Below are 19,934 nucleotides of genomic sequence, written 5' to 3' on the forward strand. Positions count from 1 at the left end.
AACGTTTTTGGGTAGTTTTTTTGCAATCACATTTCGAGATAGCACGGCTATGATTTGACGCATCCCAGCGCTTTCTGTTAGCCGACATGACGCTTCTCGATATTTCTCCGCCGATTTCCACCGACACGCCGGTCTGGCCGGGCGATACGCCCGTTGGTATCGAACGCGTCTGGCGCATGGAAGCGGGCTCGCCCGTGAACGTGGCGCGTCTCACGCTTTCGCCGCACACCGGCGCTCATGCCGATGCCCCGCTGCATTACGACGAACACGGCGCGGCTATTGGCGAGGTGCCGCTCGACACGTATCTCGGCGCTTGCCGGGTCGTGCATTGCATTGGCGCGGCGCCGCTCGTTTTGCCAGAACATATCGCCGATTTTCTCGACGATGACAACGCCCCGCCGCGCATCCTCCTGCGTACCTACGCGAGTGCGCCGCTCGACACTTGGGACAGCGCATTTTGTGCCGTCGCGCCCGCGACCATCGATCTATTGGCGGCGCGTGGCGTGAAGCTCATCGGTATCGACACGCCATCGCTCGATCCGCAGGAATCGAAGACGATGGACGCGCATCGCCGGATTCGCGCGCACGGCATGGCGATTCTCGAAGGCCTCGTGCTCGATGCCGTCGCGCCCGGCGACTACGAACTCATCGCGCTGCCGCTCAAATTTTCGACGCTCGATGCGAGTCCGGTGCGCGCCGTCCTGCGCCCGCTTTCCTGATCGCCCCGATCTTCCCTGAACAATTGGACTTTTCGATGAAAAACCGTGACGACGCCGCCGCACTCGACCGCGACGACCCGCTGAATGCCCTGCGCGATCAATTCGTGCTCGCGAACGACGTGATCTATCTGGATGGCAACTCGCTCGGCGTGCCGCCCAAAGCGGCTGCCGCGCGCGCGGCCGGCGTGATCGCCGAAGAATGGGGCGAAGGGCTGATCCGCAGTTGGAACACCGCCGGCTGGTACGCGCTGCCGCGACGGCTCGGCAACAAGCTGGCTCCGCTCATCGGCGCGGGCGAGGATGAAGTCGTGGTGAACGACACGATCTCGGCCAATCTCTTCAAGATCCTCTCCGCGGCGCTCAAGCTCGCGAACGAGCGCGATCCGAAACGTCGCGTGATCGTCTCCGAACGTTCGAACTTTCCGAGCGACCTGTATATCGCGCAGGGTTTGATCGAGCAGCTCGATCGCGGCTATGAACTGCGTCTCGTCGATGACGCGTCCGAACTGCCTGCCGCCATCGACGAACACACCGCCATCGCGATGATCACGCACGTGAACTACCGCACCGGCTACATGCACGACATGGCCGCGCTCACCGAGACGATTCATCGCGCGGGCGCAATCGCGGTCTGGGACCTGGCGCATTCGGCAGGCGCGGTGCCGGTCGATCTGAACGGCGTCGGCGCAGACTACGCCGTCGGCTGCACGTATAAGTATCTGAACGGCGGACCGGGTTCGCCTGCGTTCGTGTGGGTGCCCAAGCGTCATCAGGACACATTCTCGCAGCCGCTCTCGGGCTGGTGGGGGCACAAGAAACCGTTCGCGATGGACCCGGTGTATCGCCCGGACGATGGTATCGGTCGGTATCTGTGCGGCACGCAGCCTATCGTCTCGATGTCGCTCGTCGAGTGCGGGCTCGATGTATTCCTGCAAACGGATATGCAGACCTTGCGGCGCAAGTCGCTTGCGCTTGGCGATCTGTTCATCGAACTGGTGGAAGCGCGTTGCGGCAAGTTTCCGCTGACGCTCGCGACGCCGCGCGAACATGCGCGGCGCGGCTCGCAAGTGAGCTTCGAGCATCCGAACGGCTATGAGGTGATGCAGGCGCTGATCGCGCGTGGCGTGATCGGCGATTATCGCGAGCCGCGTATTTTGCGCTTCGGCTTCACGCCGCTTTACACGCGTTTCGTCGATGTCTGGGACGCGGTTGAAACCTTGCGCGATGTGCTCGCGACCGAAAGCTGGCGTGCGCCGGAGTTTGGCGAACGCGCTTCGGTGACTTGAGAGGTGACGGCCATGAATGAGGTTAAAGGCGGCGGATGTCCGTTCGGCCACGGTGCGGCCGATGCCGCACGGGCGGTGCATCCGGCAGAATCAGGCTGGCACGAAGCCAAGCTCGATTTCTCCGATTCGATGAGCTACGGCGACTATCTCGGCCTCGATTCGATTCTGACCGCGCAGCATCCACGCTCGCCGGACCACAACGAGATGCTGTTCATCGTGCAGCACCAGACGAGCGAACTCTGGATGAAGCTCGCGCTCTACGAACTGCATGCTGCCCTCGAAGCGGTTCATACCGACGCCCTGCCATCCGCCTTCAAGATGCTCGCGCGCGTGTCGCGCATCTTCGAGCAACTGGTGCAGGCGTGGAACGTCCTCGCGACCATGACGCCTTCCGAATACACCGCGATGCGGCCGTATCTCGGTGCGTCATCCGGGTTTCAGTCGCATCAGTATCGGCAGATCGAGTTCATGCTCGGCAACAAGAATGAGCAGATGCTGAAGCCGCATGCGCATCGGCCGGAGATTCTCGCCCAGGTGCGACAGACGCTCGAAGCGCCTTCGTTCTACGACGAAGTGATCCGACTGCTCGCGCGACGTGGCTTCCAGATCGCGCCCGAACGACTGCAGCGCGACTGGACTCAGCCCACGACGCACGACGCGTCGGTCGAAGCGGCGTGGCTCGCGGTGTATCGCGATCCGTCACGCTACTGGGAGCTCTATGAGATGGCGGAGGAACTCGTCGATCTGGAAGACGCCTTCCGGCAATGGCGCTTCCGGCATGTGACGACGGTGGAGCGCATCATCGGCTTCAAGCAAGGAACGGGCGGCACGGCGGGCGCTTCGTATCTGCGCAAGATGCTGGACGTGGTGCTGTTTCCGGAGCTTTGGCATGTGCGCACGATGCTTTGAGGTTGCGTGCGGTCGATGAGCTCAAGCTGCGGCGACTGCGCAATCGCGCGCGACCCTCGCCGCCCGGCGACGCTTCGAGCACGGCTGCTTCACGATGCCGCGAGCAGCCCAATCGAGCGGTCCTTCAGGCGAGCCGTCCCGCCAACGCCCTTAGCTTCGGCGCAATCGACTCGCGGAAATAACCCTCATCCATCGACGACGCCGGCCCGCTGCTGCTCAACACCAGCCAGCGCCCATTGCGCACGTCGCGAAACGGCGCGGCAATCGCGTTGACGTCGTCGTGCCATTCACGGAATGAATAGCAGCAGCCGTCGCGCGCGAAATCTTCGATCGCGCGCTGCGCCGAAGCCACTCGTTCGGCGCCTTCCCGTTCCCGCAATTCTTTTAGCAAGGCCGCGCGCTCATCGGCGTCGAGCACGGCGAGATAGGCGCGTCCCATGGAACTCGTGAGCATCGACAGACGCGATCCGGGCGCGAGGCCGAGCGTGAGCGCGGTTTCGCTACGAATGGTTTCCAGATAGATCATGTCGAGGCCATCGCGACAGCCGAGCGATACCGCCGCGCCGATCTCACGCGCCAGCGCCCGCATATGTGGCCGGGCGAGTTCCAGTGTGTCCGCGCCCGCCAATAGCGAGAAGCCGAGCGAGAGCACGCCCGTGTCGAGCGCGTACTTGCCGGCGGCATCGTCGAAACGCAGGTAACCGAGCGTGGTCAGCGTGTAGGCCAGACGATTGACCGTCGCCTTGGGCAATCCCGTGCGCGCGACGAAATCGCGATTGCCGAGAAGCGTCTCGCCAGGGCGAAATGCGCGCAACATATCGAGACCGCGTGCGAGGGCGACGACGAACTTGCGATCGTCGGATGCGTTGGGCGACAGATGGGAGTGGCGGCCGGACTCGTGATCTGAAGCGCGGTCGGACGCGTGTCCGGGATTACGCTCATCCGCACGCCCGAATTCGTGGATGGATTCACGTCCGGACTCGCGGCTCGATTCGCGGCCTGAAGCGCGGACAGATTCGCGGCTAGAAGCGCCTTTGGAGCCGCCGGCCAATGCGTCTTCGGTTCTGCCATCAGGTGCACGTTCGGCTTTCCGGCGAGATTCGCCGTCGGTTTCACGCCCAGAACCACGTTTGAAAGCAGCAGACATCGGGTGCTAAACTCGAAGCTAATTTGCAAAACATTGTTCCGCTAAGCGGAACGCAAGTCAAGCGCCGAAGCGAGGCGCTTTTCAATCGACACTGCATGGGAGGAGACGCATATGGCCGCCGCCGCTCGCTTCAACTGGGAAGACCCGCTCTTGCTGGATCAGCAACTCAACGAAGAAGAACGCATGGTCCGCGACGCCGCGCGCGCCTACGCGCAAGACAAGCTGCTGCCGCGCGTGACGCAGGCGTTTCGCGAGGAAACGACCGATCCGTCGATCTTTCGCGAAATGGGCGAGCTCGGTCTGCTCGGCCCGACCATCCCCGAACAATACGGCGGACCGGGCCTCAATTACGTGAGCTACGGCCTGATCGCGCGCGAAGTGGAACGCGTGGATTCCGGCTATCGCTCGATGATGTCGGTGCAATCGTCGCTCGTAATGGTGCCGATTCACGCTTTCGGCAGCGACGCGCAAAAGGAAAAGTATCTGCCGAAGCTCGCGCGCGGCGAGTGGATCGGCTGCTTCGGGCTCACCGAGCCGAACGCCGGTTCCGATCCCGCCAGCATGACGACGCGCGCGAAGAAAGTGCAGAACGGCTATTCGCTTTCGGGCTCGAAGATGTGGATCTCGAACTCGCCTATCGCGGATGTGTTCGTCGTCTGGGCGAAGCTGGAGGAAAACGGACGCGATGAGATTCGCGGCTTCATCCTCGAAAAGGGCTGGAAAGGACTGTCCGCGCCAGCCATTCACGGCAAGGTTGGATTGCGCGCGTCGATCACCGGCGAGATCGTGATGGACGAAGTGTTCGTGCCGGAAGAAAACCTGTTTCCGGAAGTTCGCGGGCTCAAAGGGCCGTTCACCTGTCTGAACTCGGCGCGCTACGGCATCTCGTGGGGCGCGCTCGGCGCCGCCGAAGCCTGCTGGCATATGGCGCGGCAATACACGCTGGATCGCAAGCAGTTCGGTCGTCCGCTTGCGGCAAACCAGTTGATCCAAAAGAAACTTGCCGATATGCAGACGGAAATCACGCTAGGTCTGCAAGGCGTGCTGCGACTCGGGCGCATGAAGGACGAAGGCACGGCAGCGGTCGAGATCACCTCGATCATGAAGCGCAACTCGTGCGGTAAGGCGCTCGACATCGCCCGGCTCGCGCGCGACATGCTGGGCGGCAACGGCATTTCGGACGAGTTCGGCGTGGCGCGTCATCTCGTCAATCTCGAAGTGGTGAATACCTACGAAGGCACCCACGATATCCACGCGCTTATCCTCGGACGCGCGCAAACCGGGATTCAGGCTTTTTTCTGAAAGGCGTATGGTGCGACTCGGACTAATCGATCCTCTTTGTAACTTTCGATCAGTTTGCTGAAACTTTTACGGGTCAGATCGGCTCCCACCGTCAGTGATGTCGAGAGTTTGACAAGGCTGCGGCGATTTCCTTTGATTAGCATCGAGTGGAATGAAACCTGCAAGGAGTCTGTGTTGCAGGTTCCAGCCTGCTCGTCAGCAATCGCATCTCTGGCTGCGAATCAGGTAGCCTCACCGATTGGAGCCTTTAATGTCAGAAATCAATAAGGAGCGATTCATGTCGGACATCAAAACCGTTCTCGCTGACGCCGAAGATCTTCTCAAGCAAGCCGCCAGCGCCACGGGCGAACGCGCTTCCGAACTGCGCGAGAGCGCGCTCGCTCGACTGAAGCAAGCGAAGGAGAAAGCCGCCGATGCACAAGTTGTCGTGATCGAACGAGGCAGAAAAGCCGCACGCGCCACGGACGATTACGTCCACGAACACCCGTGGGCATCCATTGGTATTGCGGCAGGCCTTGGCACGGTGATCGGGCTTCTCATCAACCGCAAATAAGCAGCACTTCCTCACGCTCCTCGACAATGGCCCGGTGATTGCTACGTTCGTAACAGTCACGGTCCATCATCAAGAAAGGACCGAACCGCCAACGCCCGCTCGGGGCGCGCGGATCGACTCTCGCGCCGGAACGCCGCCTCGTGCGGCGACCGGGACAATATCAAAGCGGCACCCAACGCGCTTCTCGCACCCAAGCCATGACGACCGAACGGCCACCGCAGCAATCGTCCCCCGGACCGTTGCGACGAATCATCAGTTCTGCCTTCGCCATCTTCGAGACGCGCCTTGAACTCATCGGTATCGAGCTTCAGGAAGAGAAGGAGCGGCTTATCGGCGTACTGTTTCTTGGTCTCGCCGCCATGATGCTGGCAATGATGGCGCTGATCTCCCTCACCGTGCTCATCGCCATATTCTTCTGGGACACGTATCGCTGGCAGGCGCTTGGCGGCATCACGCTCGTTTATGCGCTGATTGCAATCGCCTGCGGACTGCGCGCGCGCAGCACGCTGCTCGACGCGCCGAACATGTTTGACGACACGCTCGCCGAATTCCGCAAGGACCGCGACACGTTCCACTGAACTCACACGGGCAGTCCGACCATGAGCAAAAAAGACGATACCTTCAAGCCGCCCAAGCGTGACAACGCCAAGGCGCTGCGCACGCCGCACATGCGCGCGCTGCGCAAGGAACTGCTGATTGCGCGCGCCGATGTCGAACGCATGGAGCTTCAGCAGGCCACGCACGATCTGCGCACGTCGATCACGCACTTCAGTTTCCTGCGCTTTCTGATGCCGGGCGGTGGCAACCGGCGCACGCCGAAGCGCGGTGCATCGGGTGGCGGCATCGGCGGCATTCTGGCTTCGGTCAGCTCGATGCTTGGCGGCAAGGGCAGCAATCTCGGCCTGCTCTTCAAGCAGTATCCGATCATCGGCTCGGTGGCGTCGCTCGTGCTGACCAAGCCAGTGCGGACCGCCGTGGTGCGTGGTGCCAAGCCCGCGCTCAAGTGGGGCGGTCTGGGTTTGGTCGCCTGGGAAGGCTGGCGCATCTGGCAACAGATGAAAGCCCCGCATGCCGAAGCCACCACCGAAGCCGTCGATCCGACGGTCTTCTGAACGTTTAATTTTTCCCTCCCCAGCAAGCGGTGGACTGCGCGTTATTCAGTGCAGTCGCCGCTGATCCCGTCGTGCGGTTCGACCGCACGCCCGTCGCGTCGACGATGAATACGCCGCAAGAATCGTCCTGCATCAGACCATTTGCGACTGGCGTCGCCTCGATGCTGTATCCGCCATTCGTCGTCGATTCCGGCAGCACCGCAAGCCGATAAACCGGCGCACCGCTCGACGGCGCCTGATCCATGCCGGCGGAAAGCGTCACTGCATCCGTCGCCGACTGCGCGAGCCGGGTACTTTCGATGTATTGCACGGCGCGCATCGACGCCGCCGCCGCATCCAGCCGACGCGCCTTCGCCACGTGCTGTCGATACGCAGGCACCGCGAACGTCGCGATGATCGCCACGATGCAGAGCGCGATGATCAATTCCAGCAGCGTAAAGCCCTTGTCCTTCATGGTTCGTCCTCAAAACGGCTTCGCTACGACGCGCCGCCAATGTCGGGTCGCGCCATCGATTCTTGATTGCAGCCACGCCTCGGTCTCGGGCGATGCGCCGAAGCCACGCGCCGTCACGAGATACGACGTCACCGCCACCGCCTGGTCCGTATGCGACCAAGTTTCGATCAGACATTGCGGCGCGCGGCGCGCATACGGCCAGTCGCCAAACGGCTCGATGGCGACGGCCGACGCTCCTTCGAACGACGCCTTGCTGCGCCAGCCCACGGGCTCCTGCGCACCCGAACTCGTCACGACGGGCGCATCGGCAATCATGCGAACGCAGCGGACCAACGCGCTGTCGGCCGCATGGAACGCCTGCATCCGCTCGCGCGCCGACACGGCCGTGCGGGTCGCGACGAGCGAGGCTTGCAGCCAGGCGCTGGCGGTCACGAGCATCATCGCGGCAAGCAAGAGGACGATAGGCAGCACCGTGCCGCGCGAACGCGCGCGCCGCCTCACGACGCGCCTCGCGCGTTGCGTATGCCAACCGTGCGCCAGAAGGCCATGCGCGTGCGTCCGTCATCGCTGACGGCTGGTGCGCCATCGCAATCGACATAGTTCGCCCGACGTTTCGCCTGAATCGCCGCGCCACGCACGAGCACGCAAACCTCGGCGGCGTAGACATCCGGCCAGCGTTCGCGCGCGATGGCCGACGCGTCGATCGCGGCCGGCGCACCCGCGATCCAGTAGACGACGCGCATCCGTTCGACGCCCTCCACCAGCGGTTGCGCCTGACGACCCCCGCCCTCGCAATAAAGCTCCGGCTCGCCGCTCGACGTGCTGGGCTTTGCGTAATAGCGGTTGAAGACGAACGCATCCGAAACCGTCTGGCCGATGCAGTCGGTAGGCGTGCCGCTCGTCGATGGCCACGTCGAAACCGTGTCGGCCGCGTAGCGGACCTGCAGACCGTCCGAGTGACTCGCGAGCGACTCGCACGACGCCGACGTCTCCGCGCCAGTCACACGCCCCTGCGAACAGCCGAAGAGCGGCGCGTCGGTCGCGCCCGCGGCCGAAAATCCGGCCATCTGCACTTGTTGAGCGACGAGATCGAGCGCGCCGACGCCGGCATCGTGAATGTGCGCGGCATCGGCGGCACGTTCGAAGCCCGCACGCTGAGCGCGATAAACCGACAGCGACGCGGCCAGGATCAACAGCCCGAGCGCAAGCGCAATCGAAAGTTCGAGCAGCGTGTGGCCGCGTGAATGAATGAGCCGCGTGTTCATCGTGCAAAGGACATCGCGATGCATGACGTGTGCGGTCGCGCCTGCGGTTCGGGACAAGGCTCCGCGCCTTCCGCGACATGCCAGCTGACGGTTGCGACCTGCACGCCGTTGCCGCGATCCGAGATGGCGATGTCTCCATCGGGCAGCAACGCAGCCGCCCTCGCCCGCCACCTCGACAACATGGCCGAGCTATCCGCGCTGCCACGCGTTGCCTCGCCGATGGAGTCGGCAATCAGTGCCGCGCGTTCGCTCAACAGCGCCGTTCGTTCGGCTTTTGCCAGCGCGCTTTGCATGGCGACGAGTCCGAGCGTCGTGACCGCCGCGATCGACAGGGCGATCATCACCTCGATCAGCGAATCGCCGCGCGGGCGAACGGAACGAGTGCGCCCGCCGCGCCTGATGCTCGGCATGACCGATCGCGCGTTCATGCCGATGCTCCGCAAGCGCCTTGAGTCATGCGCGCACGCCCGCCCGCAGCCAATCGAATGCAGCGCCGCGACGACGCATTCGCGTTGGCATCCGCGCTGCGCGGGCCGAAATCGAAGCTACGGAAGCCGCCGATCACTTGGCCCATCGGCGGCGTGAACGAAAGATCCGTCGATGCGCCCGCAATGGCGACCGATGTCATCGCCGGCTGCAAGCGCAAGAGCGTCAGCGCGCCGTCTTTATCGACGAACAGACCCCAGCCGCACGACCAGTCCGCGATACCCGCGTCGCAAGCCTTGCCCGCCGCGAGGCAATGCCGGCTCGCATCGACGCGGCATAGCGTGACGCGCGCGCCGCGTTTGAGCGATTCGGCCCGCGCGAGCGAAAGCGTCGAGAAAAGCGAGCGCGCGCGGGCATCGATCTGATCGCGTGCCTGCCAGGAGAGAAACGAAGGCGTGGCGAAAGTCGCGAGGATCGCCATCACGGCAAGCACCACGCAAAGTTCGACGAGTGTGAAACCGGAATTCGAGAAGCGGCTCATCTGCATGCCTTATTGACGAGTTGAACGAATGCTCAATCTAGCGATAAGGAACGCGCGCCGCCATTAGCCGAATGGACGAGTGTTCACGCGCGTTCGCACGGGGCACACTGCCCGAGGGCAAAAGATCGACTGGGGGAAAGATGCTCGGTACAGACGCGCGATCAGCGCTTGCGGGAAGTGGTCTTTTTGGGCGCGGCGCGGCGGAATTCCTCGAGCACGTCCTCGAACTCGGACACGTCTTCGAAACGCTTGTAGACCGACGCGAACCGTACATAAGCGATGGTGTCGAGCTGCCGCAACTCGTTCATCACGAGTTCGCCGAGACGTTCGCTCTGCACTTCGCGCTCGCCGCTGCCAAGCAATTGATATTCGATACGCGCGACGGCTGCCTCGATGGCGTCCGCCGCAACCGGCCGCTTGCGCAGCGCCAGCTTCATGCTCGCGACGATCTTGCGGCGATCGAACTCGGTGCGGCTGCCGTCTTTCTTCACGACCGACGGCAGCGCCAGTTCGACGCGCTCATACGTGGTGAAACGCTTGTCGCAGGATGGACAGCGTCGCCGCCGCCGGATGGCTGCGCCGTCCTCCGACACGCGAGAATCCACGACCTGGGTGTCTTCGTGTCGGCAGAAGGGGCAGCGCATCGGGGCTTGGTTCCTGGCTCGGTTCGAATATCAGCGATAGACCGAGAAACGCTTGGTCAGCTCGGTCACTTGTGCGCGCACGCGCTCGAGGTTCGCCTGGTCTTCCGGTGCGTCGAGCACGTCCGCAATCAAATTGCCAACCTGCTCCGCTTCCTTCACGCCGAAACCGCGCGTGGTCATGGCGGGCGAACCGAGACGCACGCCGCTCGTGACGAACGGCTTTTCCGGATCGTTCGGAATGGCGTTCTTGTTGACCGTGATGTGCGCGGCGCCGAGCGCGGCTTCGGCCGCCTTGCCGGTGATCTTCTTCGCGCGCAGATCGACCAGCATGACGTGGCTTTCCGTGCGGCCCGAGACGATACGCAGACCGCGCTTGACGAGCGTTTCGGCCAGCACGCGCGCGTTATCGACCACTTGCTGCTGGTACGTCTTGAACTCCGGCGTCAGCGCTTCCTTGAACGCGACGGCCTTCGCCGCGATCACGTGCATGAGCGGACCGCCCTGAATGCCCGGGAAAATGGCCGAGTTGATCTGCTTCTCGAATTCGGCCTTCATGAGGATCACGCCGCCGCGCGGGCCGCGCAGGCTCTTGTGCGTGGTCGTGGTCACGAAGTCCGCGTGCGGAACGGGATTCGGATAGACGCCTGCCGCGACGAGACCCGCGTAATGCGCCATGTCGACCATGAAGTAAGCGCCGACACTTTTCGCGATCTGCGACAGGCGCTCGAAGTCGATACGCAGCGCGAACGCCGACGCGCCCGCGACGATCAGCTTCGGCTTGTGCTCCTTGGCGAGCGCTTCGGTCTTTTCGTAGTCGATGTCTTCGGCTTCGTTCAGGCCGTAGCTCACGACGTTGAACCACTTGCCCGACATGTTGACGGGCGAACCGTGCGTCAGGTGGCCGCCTTCGGCGAGGCTCATGCCCATGATCGTGTCGCCCGGCTTCAGCACGGCGAAGAACACGCCCTGGTTGGCCTGCGAACCGGAGTTCGGCTGCACGTTCGCGGCTTCGGCGCCGAACAGTTGCTTGACGCGGTCGATTGCCAGTTGCTCGACGATATCCACGTATTCGCAACCGCCGTAGTAGCGCTTGCCGGGATAGCCTTCGGCGTATTTGTTGGTGAGTTGCGAGCCTTGCGCGGCCATGACGGCCGGGCTCGTGTAGTTTTCCGAGGCGATCAGCTCGATGTGATCTTCCTGACGGCGATTTTCCTGCTCGATCGCTTTGAGCAGTTCGGGATCGACCTTGGCGAGGGTACTTTCGGCTCTGTCAAACATACGTTTTCCGTGAGATCAAAACAGGTTGACCGGATCGCGCGTGACGATGCGTTCGAAGCACGAACGCAAAACGCAAGGAAGACGCAGGACGCCAGACGGGTCCACACGCGACGGATGAGGGAAGAATCCGGGTTCGCGGAACGGACAGCCACCGGCAACGCAGCGACGGCGCGCGGATCTCAGCTGCCCAGGCGAACGGCAAAACGACACTCCGCGCTTCCTAGTGGTCGTTCCACCTTGAATCCGAAGATTCTATCGCCAGTCACGCGGGGTTTGAGCGTTGTAGTGTAATGGTGCGGCCGGGTTTAGGCAACTTGGCGAGCGTCTGCGAAACGCTTGAAACGCACGATCGTTCTGGTTTGCAGTTGCTTGCCGCATCGCATCATTGGAAGTACTCTGTGCGCCGTTGCCGGTCGTGTGTCCGCGCGCGCTCCGGCATAGCCCAACTCCCACTTTCCGGAGCCCGCTCATGATCGTATTCGTCACCGGCGCCTCTGCCGGCTTCGGCGCAGCCATTGCCCGCACTTTCGTCAAGGGCGGCCATCGCGTCGTCGCGGCCGCGCGCCGTAAAGACCGGCTCGCCGCGCTATCGAAGGAACTCGGCGACTCGCTCTTGCCAGTCGAACTCGACGTGCGCGACAGCAACGCCATCAAGAGCGCCATCGCCTCGCTGCCCGAATCGTTCGCCCAGATCGACGTGCTGGTCAATAACGCGGGCCTCGCGCTCGGTCTCGAACCGGCACAACGCGCGAATCTCGACGACTGGAAGAACATGATCGACACCAACTGCATGGGACTCGTCGATGTCACGCATGCCGTCCTCCCCGGCATGGTTGCGCGCAATCGCGGTCACGTGTTCAACCTCGGTTCGGTCGCGGCGTCGTACCCGTATCCGGGCGGCAACGTGTACGGCGCGACCAAGGCGTTCGTGCGGCAGTTCAGCCTGAACCTGCGCGCCGACCTTGCCGGAACCGCGTTGCGCGTGACGGATATCGAGCCGGGCCTGTGCGGCGGCACCGAGTTCTCCAACGTGCGCTTCAAGGGCGACGACGACAAGGCCAGCGCCGTCTACAAGGACGTGCAGCCGCTCACCGCCGAGGATATCGCCGACGCCATCTACTGGATTGCGACGCGCCCCGCGCACGTGAATATCAACGCGATCGAACTCATGCCCGTGGCCCAAACCTTCGGACCGTTGCAAATACACCGCGGCTCGTAAGAGGAATCGACTGTATTTGGTGGCCCAACTTCCGCTTCCGGTAAAATGCCGCGGATGTTTATTTGTCAAAAAGCGAGCCGGAGCGGGTCCAAAAGCCTCCGCGCGAGCGGGGCGGCGCAAAGGTGAGTGATTCGTTGAATTTCGAATGGCCGATTCGGGTGTACTACGAGGACACCGACGCGGGCGGCATTGTCTTCTACGCGAACTACCTGAAGTTCTTCGAGCGTGCGCGCACCGAATGGCTGCGCGCGTGCGGTATCGACCAGCAGCGGCTGGCCGAATCGGCCGGCATCGTGTTCGTCGTGAGAAGAACATCCGTCGATTATTCGGCTCCCGCGCGCCTGGACGACTCCATTCGCATCGTGAGCCGTATCGCGCGGCTCGGGCGCGCATCGGTGGATTTTCATCAGGAAGCGTGGCGTGACGCGGTTCTTCTTGCAAGCGGCGATATTCGCGTCGCTTCGGTGGATCGCGCAACGATTCGCCCCGCCGGTATTCCCGAACGAGTTCTCGAAGGATTGAGGCGCGGTCCTCATGCCGGGCAGGTCGTGCTTGCCGCGGACGAGCGTCGCGCGCACCCGGTTTGAACGCTTCACGAGCAAGAGCCGGCCACGAGGCGGCTCTCGTTTTATTGATGTCGCGGTCACGAAAGCCTGACGCGCCTTTGACCGGAAGCCCCTTTTCCGGACGTAAATAGCAGCTAATAGCAGGTGGAAGCAGCGGACTTTTATGAACAACACACAAGACTTGTCGATCGTATCTCTCGTCATTCATGCGAGCCTGCTCGCGCAGGCCGTCATGGCCCTGCTGCTTCTGCTCTCGCTGCTGTCGTGGACTTTCATCTTCCGCAAGTGGTTCGCCATTCGGCGCGCGCGCGCGCAAACCGAGCGTTTCGAACGCGATTTCTGGTCCGGCGGCGACCTGCAGGCGCTGTATCAAAGCGCGGCGAACAACCGTCACACCATCGGCGCGCTCGAGCGTATCTTCGAATCGGGCATGCGCGAGTTCTTGAAGGGCAAGGAGCGCCGCATCACCGATCCGGGCGCGATTCTCGACGGTTCGCGCCGCGCCATGCGGGCTGCCTTTCAGCGTGAAATGGACGTGCTCGAAGCGAATCTCGCGTTTCTCGCATCGGTCGGCTCGGTCAGTCCGTATATCGGTTTGTTCGGCACGGTCTGGGGCATCATGAATTCGTTCCGCGGCCTCGCAAACGTACAGCAGGCAACGCTCGCCAACGTGGCGCCCGGCATTGCCGAAGCGCTCGTCGCGACCGCGATCGGCCTCTTCGCCGCGATTCCCGCCGTGGTCGCTTACAACCGCTACGCTCACGATATCGACCGCCTGGCGATCCGCTTCGAGACCTTCATCGAAGAGTTCTCGAACATCTTGCAGCGTCAGGCGCACTAAGGAGTCACGATGGCAGGCTCGTCCCGTTCCAGCATGCGCGGCAGTTCGCGCCGCGCCATGGCCGACATCAATGTCGTGCCGTATATCGACGTGATGCTCGTGTTGCTCGTCATCTTCATGGTGACGGCGCCGCTCGTGTCGCCTTCGATCATCAACTTGCCGACCGTCGGCAACGCGCAGCCGCAGGAACAGCAGCCGCCGCTCGTCATCAACATCAAGGCCGACGGCAGCATGAACGTGCGTTACAAGGAAGAAGGCGGCGCGACGCAAGAGCAGAGAATGACCAAGGACGACCTGAACACGTTCGTGCTCAATCGTCAGGAGTCGCATCCGGATCAACCCGTCGTCATCGCGGCGGACAAGACCGTGAAGTATGAAGTCGTCATGAACGTGATGTCCGATATGAAGGCGCGCGGCGTGAAGCGCGTCGGATTGCTCGTCAAATCGCAATGACCCTTTTGCAGAACCGGCAGACGCGCGGCTCATCAGCGCGACCCATCCGCCCGCCGCGCGAACGCGGTACGGGCCGCGCTTTCGCACTCGCCGCCGTCATGCACTTGCTGCTTGGCTGGCTGCTGTATCACGGCATCAACTGGCAGAACAACACTCCCGCCGGAGCCGAGGCGGAACTGTGGACCGAGATTCCCGACACGCCTGCTCCCGCGCCGCGCGTCGCCCCCCCGCCGCCCGTGGCCGTGAAGCCGCAGCCTGCGCCGCCGCCCGCGAAGGACGAGGACGCGGACATCGCGCTGCAGGAAAAGAAGCGTAAGCAGGAAGCCGCCGCACGCGATGCACAATTGGCCGAGCAGCGCCGCCAGCAGGAATTGGCGCAGCAGGAAGCCGAAGCGAAGCGCCAGCAGCAAGTCGCCGCTCAAGCCGCCGCGGCAGCCGCCGCGCAGAAGGCCATGCAGGACAAGCAGAAGCAGATCGAACAGCAACGTCAGGCCGACCTGCAAAAGCAACAGCAGGCGAAGCTGCAACAGGACAAGGCGCGTCAGCAGCAACAAGCCGAAGCGCAAAAGGCCGATCAGCTTCAGGAACAGAAGGAAGCCAAGGCGAAAACCGATGCCGAAGCCAAGGCAAAAGCCGATGCGCAAGCCAAGGCCAAGGCCGCGGCGCAGGCAAAAGCCAAGGCGGATGCGGAAGCGAAGGCGAAGGTCGATGCCGAACGCAAGTCGCGCCTCGCGCAGCTGCAAGGGCAGCTCGGCGGCGGCACGAATTCGAGCGGCGAAGGGCTGGCCAAGGGTGGCACCGGCAAGGGCGCGGGCGGCAACGCGGCGTCGGCGGGTTATGCCGAGAAGGTGCAGCGTCGCGTGCGGCCGAATATCATCTGGTCGGGCGAAACGTCCGGGCTGGAAACGGTCGTGTCGGTGCGCTGCGCGCCTTCGGGCACGCTGCTTTCGGCGACCATTACGCGGTCGAGCGGCAACGAGCAGTGGGACGCTGCCGCGTTGCGCGCGGTGCAGCGCTCCGATCCCATGCCGAAGGACATTAACGACCAGGCGCCGGGGTCATTTACGATCACGCTGCGCCCGGCTGGCAGTTGATTGCGCGGGATCACTGCAAAGCGCAAGACCGTTGCCGCACGGGAACGAATCGTGCAATCGGGGGTCTGTTTGTGCAGTCTCGGGTCACTTGAAAACGCATTTTTCTGGAACGAATACAGCATGAGTTTGATGAAGAAGCTTGGCTTGAAAACGCTGGTCGCATCCTGTCTGATCGCCGCCGGTACCGCCGCACATGCCCAGTTGAACGTGCTCGTGACTGGCGTCGGTTCTACCCAGTTTCCGATCGCCACGGCCAACTTCGCCAATGAGGGCAGCTCACCGCAACAGGTCAGCGCGATCATTCGTCAGGACCTGCAGAGAAGCGGCAAATTCACGAACATCGACGCGGGCGGCACGCCGGTTTCCGAGACTGATTCCGTCGATCTCGGCGCATGGAAAGCCAAGGGCGCGGACGCGTTCGTATCGGGTAGCGTGAACAAGCTGCCGAACGGCCAGTACGAAGTGCGCTTCCGTCTCTACGACACGGTCAAGCAGCAGAATCTCGGCGGTTTGTCGCTCGTTTCCGCCGAAAGCGGCCTGCGCATGAGCGCACACAAGATCGCGGACTACATCTACGCCAAGTTGCTCGGTGGCCGCGGCGTGTTCGCAACCCGTCTGTCGTACGTCATTCAGACGGGCGGACGCTACCAATTGCAGATTTCGGACTCGGACGGTCAGGACGCGAAGATCGCCCTTTCCAGCCCGGAGCCAATCATTTCGCCGGCATGGTCGCCGGACGGCACGAAGGTCGCCTACGTGTCGTTCGAAAAGAAGAAGCCGGTGGTCTACATCCACGATCTGCCGACCGGGCGGCGCGTGGTCGTATCGAATCAGAAGGGCAACAACAGTGCGCCGGCGTGGTCGCCTGACGGCAGCAAGCTGGCCGTGGCTTTGTCGCGCACCGGCAATACGCAGGTTTTCGAAGTCAACGCGGACGGCTCTGGCCTGCGTCGTCTGACACAAGGCAGTTCCATCGATACCGAGCCGGCCTTCTCGCCCGATGGCAACTCCATTTACTTTACGAGCGATCGCGGCGGCCAACCGCAGATCTACAAGATGCCGGCGGCGGGTGAAAACGCCGGCGCGGCCCAGCGGGTCACGCTTACGGGCAGCTACAACACAAGCCCGCGCGTGAGTCCGGACGGCAAGCAACTCGCGTACATTTCGCGCACCGGTGGCGGCTTCAAGCTGTATTTGCAGGACCTCGGGTCCGGCACGGCGACGGGGCTGACCGACACGACGCATGACGAATCGCCGAGCTTCGCGGCGAATGGTCAGTACATCCTCTACGCCACCCAAGTGAACGGACGTGGCGTGTTGGCAGCCGTATCGACCGATGGTCGTACGCGGCAAGTCTTGTCCGTACAGGGCGGTGTGGTGCGCGAGCCGTCCTGGGGTCCGTTCATGCAGTAAGTTCAGCAAACACGTTCAAATACAACGTTCAGCTACAACACAAGGAGAGGTACCATGATGTCGAAACTTCGTATCGGCCTGGCAGTTGCGATGGTCGGCGCATTGGCAGCTTGTCACTCGGGCGTGAAGCTCGATGAAGGCGCGAACAAGGGCTCGGTCGGCACGCAGCCGAACCCGACGGACGTCAAGCAGGTCAACATCGACCCGCTGAACGACCCGAACAGCCCGCTCGCCAAGCGCAGCATCTTCTTCGACTTCGACAGCTACGCCGTGAAGGACGACTATCAGCCGCTGCTGCAACAACACTCGACGTACCTGAAGAGCCATCCGGAACGTCACGTCCTGATTCAAGGCAACACCGACGAGCGCGGCACGAGCGAGTACAACCTGGCGCTTGGTCAGAAGCGTGCGGAAGCCGTGCGTCGCGCCATGTCGTTGATGGGCGTCGCCGATTCGCAAATGGAAGCCGTAAGCCTTGGCAAGGAAAAGCCGATGGCGACGGGTCACGACGATTCGTCGTACGCCCAGAACCGCCGTGCGGATCTCGCCTACCAGCAATAACAGCAGCAATAGCAGTAGTCCACGTAACGTAACTTAGTCACGGGTGAGTTGCCCTATGTTGTATCGCTTTTCCTTGCTGCGCCTTGCCGCAGCCGCGTGCGTCGCAGGTTCGACGATGCTTGCCGTGCCCGCGCACGCTGGCGTCTTCGACGACAACGAAGCGCGCAAGGCCGTACTCGATCTGCGCACGAAGACGGACAGTCTGGGCAACCAGTTGTCCGCCGCGCAGCGCACGATCCTCGATCAGTCGAATCGTATCGATCAGCTTAATCAGCAGGTCGCGACGCTTCGAGGGCAGAACGAGGATCTGGGCAATCAGGTTGCCACGCTGCAGAAGCAGCAGAAAGACTATTACGCCGACCTCGATACGCGCTTGAAGAAGTTCGAGCCGCAGCAGCAGACTATCGACGGCGTATCGGGCGCCGTGCAACCTGGCGAGACGGAAGCGTTCAACGCGGCATCGACCGAGTTCCGCAACGGTGACTACAAGAATGCCGCGACTTCGTTCAAGGCATTCGTCTCGAAGTATCCGCAGAGCCCGTATCAGCCGACCGCGCAGTACTGGCTCGGCAACGCGCTGTACGCGCAGCGCGACTACAAGGGATCGACTGCGGTCTGGCAGAATCTGGTGAAGACGTACCCAACGCATCCGCGAGCGCCTGAGGCGTTGCTCGCAATCGCGAATAACCAGATCGAACAGGGTCAGAAAGCGGCTGCCAAACAGACGCTGCAGCAGATCATCTCGCAGTACTCCGGCACTGAAGTCGCACAGTCGGCGCAGAGCAAGATGTCGCAGGTGAAGTGACAAGAAGCATCGAAGCATCGAGCGAAGCTTTCGGGTTTCGCGCCTCTCGAGACGAATGCCCGCGGGCCGTTGCGCCGCGGGCGTTTTTCTTTGTTTCGTCGATGCGCGCGCAGCCCGCGCTGCCTTGACAGAATCCGAAACGGCCGATTATAATTTCGCCTCTTTGGGTCGTTAGCTCAGCTGGTAGAGCAGCGGACTTTTAATCCGTTGGTCACAGGTTCGAATCCCGTACGGCCTACCAAAGAAATCAAGCACTTAGCCCGGTCCCTGCGACCGGGCTTTTTGTTTTATGCATCCCGTGTAACCACTGTGTAACCCGGCACCGGCAACACAGTCACGGGCGGTTGAAGTCGCTGACTACGAATTTTTCGTCGTGGTCCGCCGACGTAGAGTGCTCATGTATCCGGCGGATCGTGACGCTGTGGGACTGAGCGCGCCTTGCAAACGCACGAGCGCGGTTGTAGACCGTGCCGCGCGAGCACTGAAGCTGATGCGCGATCACCTTGATGTTGGCGCGATACCAGTACACGCCAAGGAAGCACTCCGCGTCACCCGCGAAATCGGGGCGTTCGCAAAGCGCGTGAATCGCCATGTTCAGGTAAGGCATTTCGGCGTCAAGGAACGCGTCGGGTTCTTCGGTGCGCATGCGCCGGGATGGCCTAAGCCGAGCGAGCACATTCGACTTCACCGGCGGCACGAAGATACGACGTGTGCGGCACCATTCCACCCAGCGATTGATGAGATCGTCCACCGCGTGGCGGTCATGCTGCATCGAGTGCCTGTCTTTTCTCATGGTTTAGGATGCGCGCCAGCTTTGGCGAGTGCTGTCGAATCAACGGATTGAGCAGATAGCAGGAATTCCTGCTATCGCACCCAGGTCAACGGTTCGAACGCGCTCCAATTCTGGCGAGCGCTGTTCGATCAACGGTTGGAGTGGATTGCTGAAATTCCAGCAATCTTCCTGATGCGGCGGGCTTCGCAGGCGTGGCTAGTGGATATCGTCCGTCTGGCAGGTGAGATCGACGTGTTCACGTCGCGCATAGTCGGGTAATACGGCGGTCACGTGAAACGCCGCGTCACCATGGACGACGCGCATGCCCGCTCTTATATCCGTGCGATATCGGATTCGGATGCTCGCCGTACCCATCGAGATGTTCGCGTTTGCCGCCATCACCTCTTTGCCGTTGAGCATGCGGATGTTCGCGGGCACCGTCGCCACTTCCTCCCAGCGTATTTCGAAATCCTGTGGCTTCGCCTTGGCACGCCGTTCGATGCGCACCGTCCGATTGAGTGAGCCAGCTCTGAGCATCACGCCACCGCCGGATCACGAAAGCGCATAAGCAACG

25 protein-coding genes, 1 tRNA gene and 1 riboswitch are annotated in these 19,934 nt (G+C 62.4%); of the genes, 16 read left to right on the forward strand and 10 right to left on the reverse strand.

Annotated features, from left to right (window positions below; genetic code table 11):
- Positions 1–86: 86 nt before the first annotated feature.
- Genes kynB through kynA form a run of 3 tightly spaced genes read left to right on the forward strand, consistent with a single transcriptional unit; the run spans position 87 to position 2,914 of the window.
- Entirely contained in the window at positions 87–719 is a 633-nt protein-coding gene (kynB, locus tag QCE79_RS11605) for an arylformamidase (RefSeq protein WP_309844259.1), read from the forward strand.
- Positions 720–754: 35 nt separating this feature from the next.
- A complete protein-coding gene (gene kynU, locus QCE79_RS11610; protein ID WP_309844260.1) occupies positions 755–2,005 on the forward strand; it encodes a kynureninase in 1,251 nt (416 codons plus the stop codon).
- Positions 2,006–2,017: 12 nt separating this feature from the next.
- Complete coding sequence (gene kynA, locus QCE79_RS11615; RefSeq protein WP_309844262.1) at positions 2,018–2,914, forward strand: tryptophan 2,3-dioxygenase; 897 nt, start codon at positions 2,018–2,020, stop codon at positions 2,912–2,914.
- A gap of 124 nt (positions 2,915–3,038) precedes the next feature.
- On the opposite strand, the gene QCE79_RS11620 is transcribed toward kynA, so the two are convergent.
- The gene (locus QCE79_RS11620) at positions 3,039–3,791 is read right to left on the reverse strand and encodes an IclR family transcriptional regulator (RefSeq protein WP_309845294.1); all 753 of its coding nucleotides are present in this window, start codon (positions 3,789–3,791) and stop codon (positions 3,039–3,041) included.
- 381 nt (positions 3,792–4,172) lie between these two features.
- Between QCE79_RS11620 and QCE79_RS11625 the strand changes: the two genes are divergently transcribed.
- The 4 genes from QCE79_RS11625 (at position 4,173) to QCE79_RS11640 (ending at position 7,028) form a co-directional block, all read left to right on the forward strand.
- Positions 4,173–5,363 (forward strand): acyl-CoA dehydrogenase, encoded by a 1,191-nt coding sequence (locus QCE79_RS11625; RefSeq protein WP_309844264.1) that lies wholly within the window; start codon positions 4,173–4,175, stop codon positions 5,361–5,363.
- Between the two features lie 250 nt (positions 5,364–5,613).
- Complete coding sequence (locus tag QCE79_RS11630; protein WP_244826181.1) at positions 5,614–5,916, forward strand: YqjD family protein; 303 nt, start codon at positions 5,614–5,616, stop codon at positions 5,914–5,916.
- Positions 5,917–6,113: 197 nt separating this feature from the next.
- Positions 6,114–6,494 (forward strand): phage holin family protein, encoded by a 381-nt coding sequence (locus QCE79_RS11635; RefSeq protein ID WP_244826182.1) that lies wholly within the window; start codon positions 6,114–6,116, stop codon positions 6,492–6,494.
- Between the two features lie 21 nt (positions 6,495–6,515).
- Positions 6,516–7,028, forward strand: a complete 513-nt coding sequence (locus QCE79_RS11640) for a DUF3318 domain-containing protein (protein WP_244826183.1) — start codon at positions 6,516–6,518, stop codon at positions 7,026–7,028.
- Between the two features lie 4 nt (positions 7,029–7,032).
- On the opposite strand, the gene QCE79_RS11645 is transcribed toward QCE79_RS11640, so the two are convergent.
- The 7 genes from QCE79_RS11645 to glyA all read right to left on the reverse strand — a co-directional run bounded on the left by QCE79_RS11645 (position 7,033) and on the right by glyA (position 11,636).
- On the reverse strand, positions 7,033–7,482 hold the full coding sequence (locus QCE79_RS11645; RefSeq protein WP_309844267.1) for a type IV pilin protein: 450 nt from the start codon (positions 7,480–7,482) through the stop codon (positions 7,033–7,035).
- A gap of 9 nt (positions 7,483–7,491) precedes the next feature.
- A complete protein-coding gene (locus QCE79_RS11650) occupies positions 7,492–7,983 on the reverse strand; it encodes a hypothetical protein (RefSeq protein ID WP_309844269.1) in 492 nt (163 codons plus the stop codon).
- Positions 7,980–8,747, reverse strand: coding sequence for a PilW family protein (locus tag QCE79_RS11655; RefSeq protein WP_309845295.1), 768 nt, complete (start codon positions 8,745–8,747; stop codon positions 7,980–7,982). The genes QCE79_RS11650 and QCE79_RS11655 overlap by 4 nt, the downstream gene beginning before the upstream one ends.
- On the reverse strand, positions 8,744–9,175 hold the full coding sequence (locus QCE79_RS11660; RefSeq protein WP_309844271.1) for a prepilin-type cleavage/methylation domain-containing protein: 432 nt from the start codon (positions 9,173–9,175) through the stop codon (positions 8,744–8,746). Before QCE79_RS11660 ends, QCE79_RS11655 begins: the two co-directional genes overlap by 4 nt.
- Positions 9,172–9,720, reverse strand: coding sequence for a GspH/FimT family pseudopilin (locus tag QCE79_RS11665; protein WP_244826187.1), 549 nt, complete (start codon positions 9,718–9,720; stop codon positions 9,172–9,174). The genes QCE79_RS11660 and QCE79_RS11665 overlap by 4 nt, the downstream gene beginning before the upstream one ends.
- Before the next feature lie 155 nt (positions 9,721–9,875).
- Positions 9,876–10,358 (reverse strand): transcriptional regulator NrdR, encoded by a 483-nt coding sequence (gene nrdR, locus QCE79_RS11670; RefSeq protein WP_250465595.1) that lies wholly within the window; start codon positions 10,356–10,358, stop codon positions 9,876–9,878.
- Between the two features lie 30 nt (positions 10,359–10,388).
- On the reverse strand, positions 10,389–11,636 hold the full coding sequence (gene glyA, locus QCE79_RS11675) for a serine hydroxymethyltransferase (protein WP_309844273.1): 1,248 nt from the start codon (positions 11,634–11,636) through the stop codon (positions 10,389–10,391).
- A 178-nt stretch (positions 11,637–11,814) separates the two neighbouring features.
- Positions 11,815–11,912: riboswitch (ZMP/ZTP riboswitch) on the reverse strand.
- A 193-nt stretch (positions 11,913–12,105) separates the two neighbouring features.
- Here glyA and QCE79_RS11680 point away from each other — a divergent pair.
- The 9 genes from QCE79_RS11680 to QCE79_RS11720 all read left to right on the forward strand — a co-directional run bounded on the left by QCE79_RS11680 (position 12,106) and on the right by QCE79_RS11720 (position 18,829).
- Complete coding sequence (locus QCE79_RS11680) at positions 12,106–12,855, forward strand: SDR family NAD(P)-dependent oxidoreductase (protein ID WP_250465598.1); 750 nt, start codon at positions 12,106–12,108, stop codon at positions 12,853–12,855.
- A 122-nt stretch (positions 12,856–12,977) separates the two neighbouring features.
- Positions 12,978–13,442, forward strand: a complete 465-nt coding sequence (gene ybgC / locus QCE79_RS11685) for a tol-pal system-associated acyl-CoA thioesterase (protein WP_309844275.1) — start codon at positions 12,978–12,980, stop codon at positions 13,440–13,442.
- A 142-nt stretch (positions 13,443–13,584) separates the two neighbouring features.
- The gene (gene tolQ / locus QCE79_RS11690) at positions 13,585–14,262 is read left to right on the forward strand and encodes a protein TolQ (RefSeq protein WP_016346195.1); all 678 of its coding nucleotides are present in this window, start codon (positions 13,585–13,587) and stop codon (positions 14,260–14,262) included.
- Between the two features lie 9 nt (positions 14,263–14,271).
- Positions 14,272–14,715, forward strand: coding sequence for a protein TolR (tolR, locus tag QCE79_RS11695; RefSeq protein ID WP_244826192.1), 444 nt, complete (start codon positions 14,272–14,274; stop codon positions 14,713–14,715).
- A complete protein-coding gene (gene tolA, locus QCE79_RS11700; protein WP_309844277.1) occupies positions 14,712–15,809 on the forward strand; it encodes a cell envelope integrity protein TolA in 1,098 nt (365 codons plus the stop codon). The genes tolR and tolA overlap by 4 nt, the downstream gene beginning before the upstream one ends.
- A 120-nt stretch (positions 15,810–15,929) precedes the next feature.
- Positions 15,930–17,222: a Tol-Pal system beta propeller repeat protein TolB gene (gene tolB / locus QCE79_RS11705; protein WP_309844278.1), complete on the forward strand. Its 1,293-nt coding sequence runs from the start codon at positions 15,930–15,932 to the stop codon at positions 17,220–17,222.
- Positions 17,223–17,276: 54 nt separating this feature from the next.
- Positions 17,277–17,783, forward strand: coding sequence for a peptidoglycan-associated lipoprotein Pal (pal, locus tag QCE79_RS11710; protein ID WP_244826195.1), 507 nt, complete (start codon positions 17,277–17,279; stop codon positions 17,781–17,783).
- A gap of 55 nt (positions 17,784–17,838) precedes the next feature.
- Positions 17,839–18,588 (forward strand): tol-pal system protein YbgF, encoded by a 750-nt coding sequence (ybgF, locus tag QCE79_RS11715; protein WP_244826196.1) that lies wholly within the window; start codon positions 17,839–17,841, stop codon positions 18,586–18,588.
- 165 nt (positions 18,589–18,753) lie between these two features.
- Positions 18,754–18,829 (forward strand) — tRNA-Lys (locus QCE79_RS11720).
- Between the two features lie 93 nt (positions 18,830–18,922).
- Here the strand turns inward: QCE79_RS11720 and QCE79_RS11725 are convergent.
- Both QCE79_RS11725 and QCE79_RS11730 read right to left on the reverse strand, forming a co-directional pair.
- The gene (locus QCE79_RS11725) at positions 18,923–19,381 is read right to left on the reverse strand and encodes a hypothetical protein (RefSeq protein WP_309844280.1); all 459 of its coding nucleotides are present in this window, start codon (positions 19,379–19,381) and stop codon (positions 18,923–18,925) included.
- 195 nt (positions 19,382–19,576) lie between these two features.
- The gene (locus QCE79_RS11730) at positions 19,577–19,897 is read right to left on the reverse strand and encodes a phage head closure protein (RefSeq protein ID WP_309845296.1); all 321 of its coding nucleotides are present in this window, start codon (positions 19,895–19,897) and stop codon (positions 19,577–19,579) included.
- Between the last annotated feature and the right edge of the window lie 37 nt (positions 19,898–19,934).

Source organism: Caballeronia sp. LZ003 (genome assembly GCF_031451465.1).
Classification (GTDB): domain Bacteria; phylum Pseudomonadota; class Gammaproteobacteria; order Burkholderiales; family Burkholderiaceae; genus Caballeronia.

Excerpts from the sequence above, each read along its gene's own strand:
- kynB (WP_309844259.1), top strand. The coding sequence starts at position 87 with ATGACGCTTCTCGATATTTCTCCGCCGATTTCCACCGACACGCCGGTC.
- kynU (WP_309844260.1), top strand. The coding sequence starts at position 755 with ATGAAAAACCGTGACGACGCCGCCGCACTCGACCGCGACGACCCGCTG.
- kynA (WP_309844262.1), top strand. The coding sequence starts at position 2,018 with ATGAATGAGGTTAAAGGCGGCGGATGTCCGTTCGGCCACGGTGCGGCC.
- QCE79_RS11625 (WP_309844264.1), top strand. The coding sequence starts at position 4,173 with ATGGCCGCCGCCGCTCGCTTCAACTGGGAAGACCCGCTCTTGCTGGAT.
- QCE79_RS11630 (WP_244826181.1), top strand. The coding sequence starts at position 5,614 with ATGTCAGAAATCAATAAGGAGCGATTCATGTCGGACATCAAAACCGTT.
- QCE79_RS11635 (WP_244826182.1), top strand. The coding sequence starts at position 6,114 with ATGACGACCGAACGGCCACCGCAGCAATCGTCCCCCGGACCGTTGCGA.
- QCE79_RS11640 (WP_244826183.1), top strand. The coding sequence starts at position 6,516 with ATGAGCAAAAAAGACGATACCTTCAAGCCGCCCAAGCGTGACAACGCC.
- QCE79_RS11645 (WP_309844267.1), bottom strand. The coding sequence starts at position 7,482 with ATGAAGGACAAGGGCTTTACGCTGCTGGAATTGATCATCGCGCTCTGC.
- QCE79_RS11655 (WP_309845295.1), bottom strand. The coding sequence starts at position 8,747 with ATGAACACGCGGCTCATTCATTCACGCGGCCACACGCTGCTCGAACTT.
- QCE79_RS11660 (WP_309844271.1), bottom strand. The coding sequence starts at position 9,175 with ATGAACGCGCGATCGGTCATGCCGAGCATCAGGCGCGGCGGGCGCACT.
- QCE79_RS11665 (WP_244826187.1), bottom strand. The coding sequence starts at position 9,720 with ATGCAGATGAGCCGCTTCTCGAATTCCGGTTTCACACTCGTCGAACTT.
- nrdR (WP_250465595.1), bottom strand. The coding sequence starts at position 10,358 with ATGCGCTGCCCCTTCTGCCGACACGAAGACACCCAGGTCGTGGATTCT.
- glyA (WP_309844273.1), bottom strand. The coding sequence starts at position 11,636 with ATGTTTGACAGAGCCGAAAGTACCCTCGCCAAGGTCGATCCCGAACTG.
- QCE79_RS11680 (WP_250465598.1), top strand. The coding sequence starts at position 12,106 with ATGATCGTATTCGTCACCGGCGCCTCTGCCGGCTTCGGCGCAGCCATT.
- tolQ (WP_016346195.1), top strand. The coding sequence starts at position 13,585 with ATGAACAACACACAAGACTTGTCGATCGTATCTCTCGTCATTCATGCG.
- tolR (WP_244826192.1), top strand. The coding sequence starts at position 14,272 with ATGGCAGGCTCGTCCCGTTCCAGCATGCGCGGCAGTTCGCGCCGCGCC.
- tolA (WP_309844277.1), top strand. The coding sequence starts at position 14,712 with ATGACCCTTTTGCAGAACCGGCAGACGCGCGGCTCATCAGCGCGACCC.
- tolB (WP_309844278.1), top strand. The coding sequence starts at position 15,930 with ATGAGTTTGATGAAGAAGCTTGGCTTGAAAACGCTGGTCGCATCCTGT.
- pal (WP_244826195.1), top strand. The coding sequence starts at position 17,277 with ATGATGTCGAAACTTCGTATCGGCCTGGCAGTTGCGATGGTCGGCGCA.
- ybgF (WP_244826196.1), top strand. The coding sequence starts at position 17,839 with ATGTTGTATCGCTTTTCCTTGCTGCGCCTTGCCGCAGCCGCGTGCGTC.
- QCE79_RS11725 (WP_309844280.1), bottom strand. The coding sequence starts at position 19,381 with ATGAGAAAAGACAGGCACTCGATGCAGCATGACCGCCACGCGGTGGAC.
- QCE79_RS11730 (WP_309845296.1), bottom strand. The coding sequence starts at position 19,897 with ATGCTCAGAGCTGGCTCACTCAATCGGACGGTGCGCATCGAACGGCGT.